The sequence below is a fragment of the Candidatus Solincola tengchongensis genome, from assembly GCF_015711935.1.
Taxonomy (GTDB): domain Bacteria; phylum Actinomycetota; class Geothermincolia; order Geothermincolales; family RBG-13-55-18; genus Solincola_A; species Solincola_A tengchongensis.
The window spans coordinates 1-4,038 of the sequence record NZ_JACVJJ010000010.1 but is presented as its reverse complement, the minus strand read 5'-3'; the positions used below and the strand labels follow the sequence as shown (position 1 = coordinate 4,038).

Sequence of the window (4,038 nt, the reverse complement as noted above, 5' to 3'; positions counted from 1 at the left end):
GGCTGGTGGAGACGGACGCCGGTCTGGCCGAGGGCCTGGCCCGCGCGGCGGGCATGGACGGCCTGGGGGACGAGCTCTCCCACCGCTCCGAGCACTCCATCGAGATACAGCTTCCCCTGCTCTGCTTTATATTCGGGGGAGCGGACCGCTTCCGCCTGCTGCCCATCACCTGCAATTCCTTCCACGCCTTCGTGCAGGAACGCAGGTCTCCCTCGGAGGACCAGGAGGTGGCCTCCTTCGTCAACGCCCTGAAGGGGCTGCTCTCGGCGATGGGCGAGGAGGTCCTCTTCATCGCCTCTGCCGACCTTGCCCACGTGGGCAGGAGGTTCGGCAGCCCCTTACCCCTGGACGGGGTGATACTCTCCTCGGTCATCGCCAAGGACAAGGAGATGCTGCGTTTTACCGAGGAAGGGGACGCGGAGGGCTTCTTCGACTACGTAGCCGCCGAGGGCGATTCCCGGCACGTTTGCGGGCTCCCTCCCATCTACACCATGACCAAGGCGCTGGAGGGGAGGAAGGGCACCCTGGTGGACCACTGCCATTGGTTCGATTCCCAGGAGGGCTCGGCGGTCACCTTCGCCGGCCTGGTCTTCCCCCGCTGATGCCGGGAACAGAAAACGCCGCCCTCCCGATGCGGGCCAACCGCCCGCTCCTGGCCCTCTTCTTCTCCCAGTTTCTGGGAATGTTCGCCAGGGGGATCTACTACGTGGGTCTGCCCCTCTTCGTGCTGGAACGCACGGGCTCTCCCTTCTCCATGAGCGTATCCCTATTCCTCAGCTTCGCCCCGTTCACCCTGGCCGCTCCCTTCGTGGGCCCCCTGGTGGACCGCTTCTCGCGGCGCGACCTTCTCGTGGCCTCCAACCTCCTTTACGGCTCCTTCATCCTCATCCTCCCCTTCCTGCACGCTCCCTACCCCATCTTCGCCGCGGCCTTCTGCGCCTCGGTATGTGGGGTGGTGGTGGCCAACTGCATAGTCGCCCTGATACCGGAACTGGTGGAGATGTCCCAACTCGCCAGGGTCAATTCGGCATACATGTTCCTCCGTTCGGCGACCTTCCTCCTGAGCACAGGTTCCGCGTATTTCCTGGTCAAGGCCCTGGGAAAGGCGAACCTTTTCTTCCTCTGCTTCGCCCTCCTCGGCGCCTGTTCAGCGGCCGGCCTTTTGGTAAGGAGGGACGAGGGGAAGATGCGGCCCGGGGTTCTGGTATACGGACCGCGGTCCGCAGTCAGGGAGATGGGCAGGACCGTGGCCATCATCCGGAGTGACCGTCACGTGCGCGGGCTGACGGTCATGCACCTCCTCTTCATGCCCGTGTTCGGGGCCTTCGAGGTCCTGCTCCCCCTCTTCAGCGAGCAGCGGCTGGGGGAAGTCGATTACTACACGCTGCTCAGCGCCGCGGTGGGGGCTGGCCTGGCCTTAGGGAGCGTCTTCGCCTACCGCCTCCTGGAAAGGGTGCGGCCCTTGAGCCTGGTGCTCGCCAGTTTCTGCGGGTATGCCGCCGGCGTCTTCCTCATCAGCCGCTCCGCCTCCCTGTGGGCCTCCCTGTTCATCTGCCTGGGCATGGGGGTGGTGGACGCCTTTGGTTTCACCACTTACGAATTCCTGCGCCAGCGCCTGATACCATCCGAGTTCCGGGGCAGGGTCTTCGCGACCATGGACGCAATGGTGCTCCTTCCTCTGCCCCTGGGGTATCTGGGGATGGGATATCTGGTCGGGAGGATGAGCATCGTCTCTGCCGCCCTCTGGCTGAGCCTGGCCGGTCTTGTGCTAGCCCTCCTCTCCTTTCCCTTCACCCGCAACCTACCCTCGCTCGAGAGGGAAGGCTAGAGGGTCAGGACTCCGGGAAGTGGCAGGCCACGCTGTGGCCGGGGACCTTCTCCTCCAGGGGCGGCTCCACCTCGGTGCATATTTCCTGTTTCTTCCAGCAGCGCGTGTGGAAGCGGCACCCGGAAGGCGGGTTTATGGGGTTGGGGACGTCTCCCTCAAGGATGATGCGCCGGCGCTCCCGTTCCTTGCGGGGGTCGGGCACGGGGACCGCGGAGAGCAGGGCCAGCGTGTAGGGGTGCATGGGGTGGCCGTAGAGCTCGTCATGGGCGGCACGCTCCACTATCTTCCCCAGGTACATCACCGCCACCTCGTCGCTCACGTAACGCACCACGGAAAGGTCGTGGGCGATGAAGATATAGGTTAGGTGGAACCGTTCCTGCAGCTCCTTGAGCAGGTTCAGGACCTGGGCCTGGATGGAGACGTCCAGAGCGGAAACCGGCTCGTCGCAGATGATGAGGCGCGGGCGCAGCGCCAGAGCCCGGGCCACCCCGATACGCTGGCGCTGGCCGCCGCTGAACTCGTGGGGATAGCGGGCGAAATGTTCGGGCTGCAGCCCCACCAGGGAGAGCAGTTCCATGGCCCTGCGTCTGCGTTCCTCCTTGGTGCCCTCTCCGTGGATGACCATGGGTTCCATGATTATGGCTCCCACGCTCATGCGCGGGTTGAGGGAGGCATAAGGGTCCTGGAAGATTATCTGCATGGAGCGGCGCACGGCCTTCATCTCCCTGTGGGACAGCTTGAGGACGTCCCGGCCCTCGAAAAGGACCTCCCCTTTGTCCGCCTTTATCAACCTCAGGATGAGGCGGGCCAGGGTGGATTTTCCGCATCCCGATTCGCCTACCAGGCCCAGGGTCTGCCCCTCGCGCACCTCGAGGGAGACGCCATCCACGGCCTTCACCGAGCCCCCCAGGCGGGAGAGGAGCAAGCCCTTGCTCAGGGGAAAGTGTTTTACCAACCCCCGGGCTTCCAGCAGTACGCCGTCACCGGGGCTCATACGCCTGTCACCTCCGCGGCGCGGCTCTCGAAATCGTTTGCGAAGTGGCAGGCGGAGAGGTGCCCTTCCTCCACCTCCACCAGCGGCGGTTCCTGTTCGCGGCAGATGTCCTGCACGAATGAGCAACGGGGAGAGAAGCTGCAACCCGGTGGAAGGTTTATCAGGCTGGGGGGAGATCCGCCGATGGTCAGCAGCCTCTCCTTCCTCTCGTCCAGGCGGGGCACGGAACGCATGAGGCTCCAGGCATAGGGGTGCTTGGAGCGGTAATAGACCTCATCCACAGCGGCGTACTCGACCACCTTGCCGGCGTACATGACCAGCACCGTCTCCGCCACGCCCGCTACCACCCCCAGGTCATGGGTGATGAGCATAACCGAGAGCCCTATCTCCTTCCTCAAGCGGCCCAGGAGCTCCATGATCTGGGCCTGGATGGTGACGTCCAGGGCGGTGGAGGGCTCGTCGGCGATGAGCAGCTTGGGATCGCAGGAGAGGGCCATGGCGATCATTGCCCGCTGCCGCATGCCGCCGGAGAACTCGTGGGGATACATCCGGTAACGTTCCCGGGCCTGTGGTATCTCCGCCATCTCCATCAGCTCGATGGCCCTTTCTTTCGCCTCCTTCCGGGAAAGACCCAGGTGGAGCTGCACCGCCTCCCGTATCTGGTCCCCCACGCGGAAGACGGGGTTCAGGGAGGTCATGGGGTCCTGAAAGATCATGCCGATGTTGTTGCCCCGGATCTGGCGCATCTCCGCTTCGCTCAACCGCAGCAGATCGCTCCCCTCGAAGATTACCTCGCCGCCCTCTATCTTCCCCGGAGGATCGGGAACCAGCCGCATCACCGAGAGGGCGGTTACCGTTTTGCCGCATCCCGATTCGCCCACCAAGGCCAGGGCCTCCCCCCGGTGCACACGGAAAGAGACGTCGTCCACGGCCCTGACCACTCCGGCCGGGGTGTGGAAATAGGTCCGGAGGTTGCGCACCTCGAGGAGGACATCGCGTCCGCCGTCCATCTCAGATACTCCCCCTCAGGCGCGGGTCAAGGGCATCGCGCAGCCCGTCGCCGAGCAAGATGAAGCCCAACACGCTGATCACGATGGCCGTCCCCGGGATGAACATCATCCAGGGATGGGTGTTGTAGAAGGGCAGGTACTCGGCGAGCATGTTTCCCCAACTCGGCGTTGGAGGCTGCTGCCCCAGGCCCAGGAAGGCCAGCCAG

5 protein-coding genes are annotated in these 4,038 nt (G+C 64.6%); 2 read left to right on the top strand and 3 right to left on the bottom strand.

Translation table 11 applies throughout. The annotated features are described in order from the left end of the window. Positions 1-602: AmmeMemoRadiSam system protein B (gene amrB, locus H7007_RS00335; RefSeq protein ID WP_287152491.1), on the top strand; the 602-nt coding region annotated here is incomplete at its 5' end. Next, positions 602-1,828: an MFS transporter gene (locus tag H7007_RS00330; protein WP_287152490.1), complete on the top strand. Its 1,227-nt coding sequence runs from the start codon at positions 602-604 to the stop codon at positions 1,826-1,828. The genes amrB and H7007_RS00330, both read left to right, overlap by 1 nt. Positions 1,829-1,832: 4 nt before the next feature. Here H7007_RS00330 and H7007_RS00325 read toward each other — a convergent pair whose 3' ends face one another. From H7007_RS00325 to H7007_RS00315, 3 genes are all read right to left on the bottom strand, one after another. Then, positions 1,833-2,822: an ABC transporter ATP-binding protein gene (locus tag H7007_RS00325; RefSeq protein ID WP_287152489.1), complete on the bottom strand. Its 990-nt coding sequence runs from the start codon at positions 2,820-2,822 to the stop codon at positions 1,833-1,835. Continuing rightward, complete coding sequence (locus tag H7007_RS00320; protein WP_287152488.1) at positions 2,819-3,832, bottom strand: ABC transporter ATP-binding protein; 1,014 nt, start codon at positions 3,830-3,832, stop codon at positions 2,819-2,821. Before H7007_RS00320 ends, H7007_RS00325 begins: the two co-directional genes overlap by 4 nt. A gap of 1 nt (position 3,833) precedes the next feature. Then, a partial coding sequence (locus tag H7007_RS00315) for an ABC transporter permease subunit (protein WP_287152487.1) occupies positions 3,834-4,038 on the bottom strand: 205 nt, incomplete at its 5' end.

Excerpts from the sequence above, each read along its gene's own strand:
- H7007_RS00325 (WP_287152489.1), bottom strand. The coding sequence starts at position 2,822 with ATGAGCCCCGGTGACGGCGTACTGCTGGAAGCCCGGGGGTTGGTAAAA.
- H7007_RS00320 (WP_287152488.1), bottom strand. The coding sequence starts at position 3,832 with ATGGACGGCGGACGCGATGTCCTCCTCGAGGTGCGCAACCTCCGGACC.
- H7007_RS00330 (WP_287152490.1), top strand. The coding sequence starts at position 602 with ATGCCGGGAACAGAAAACGCCGCCCTCCCGATGCGGGCCAACCGCCCG.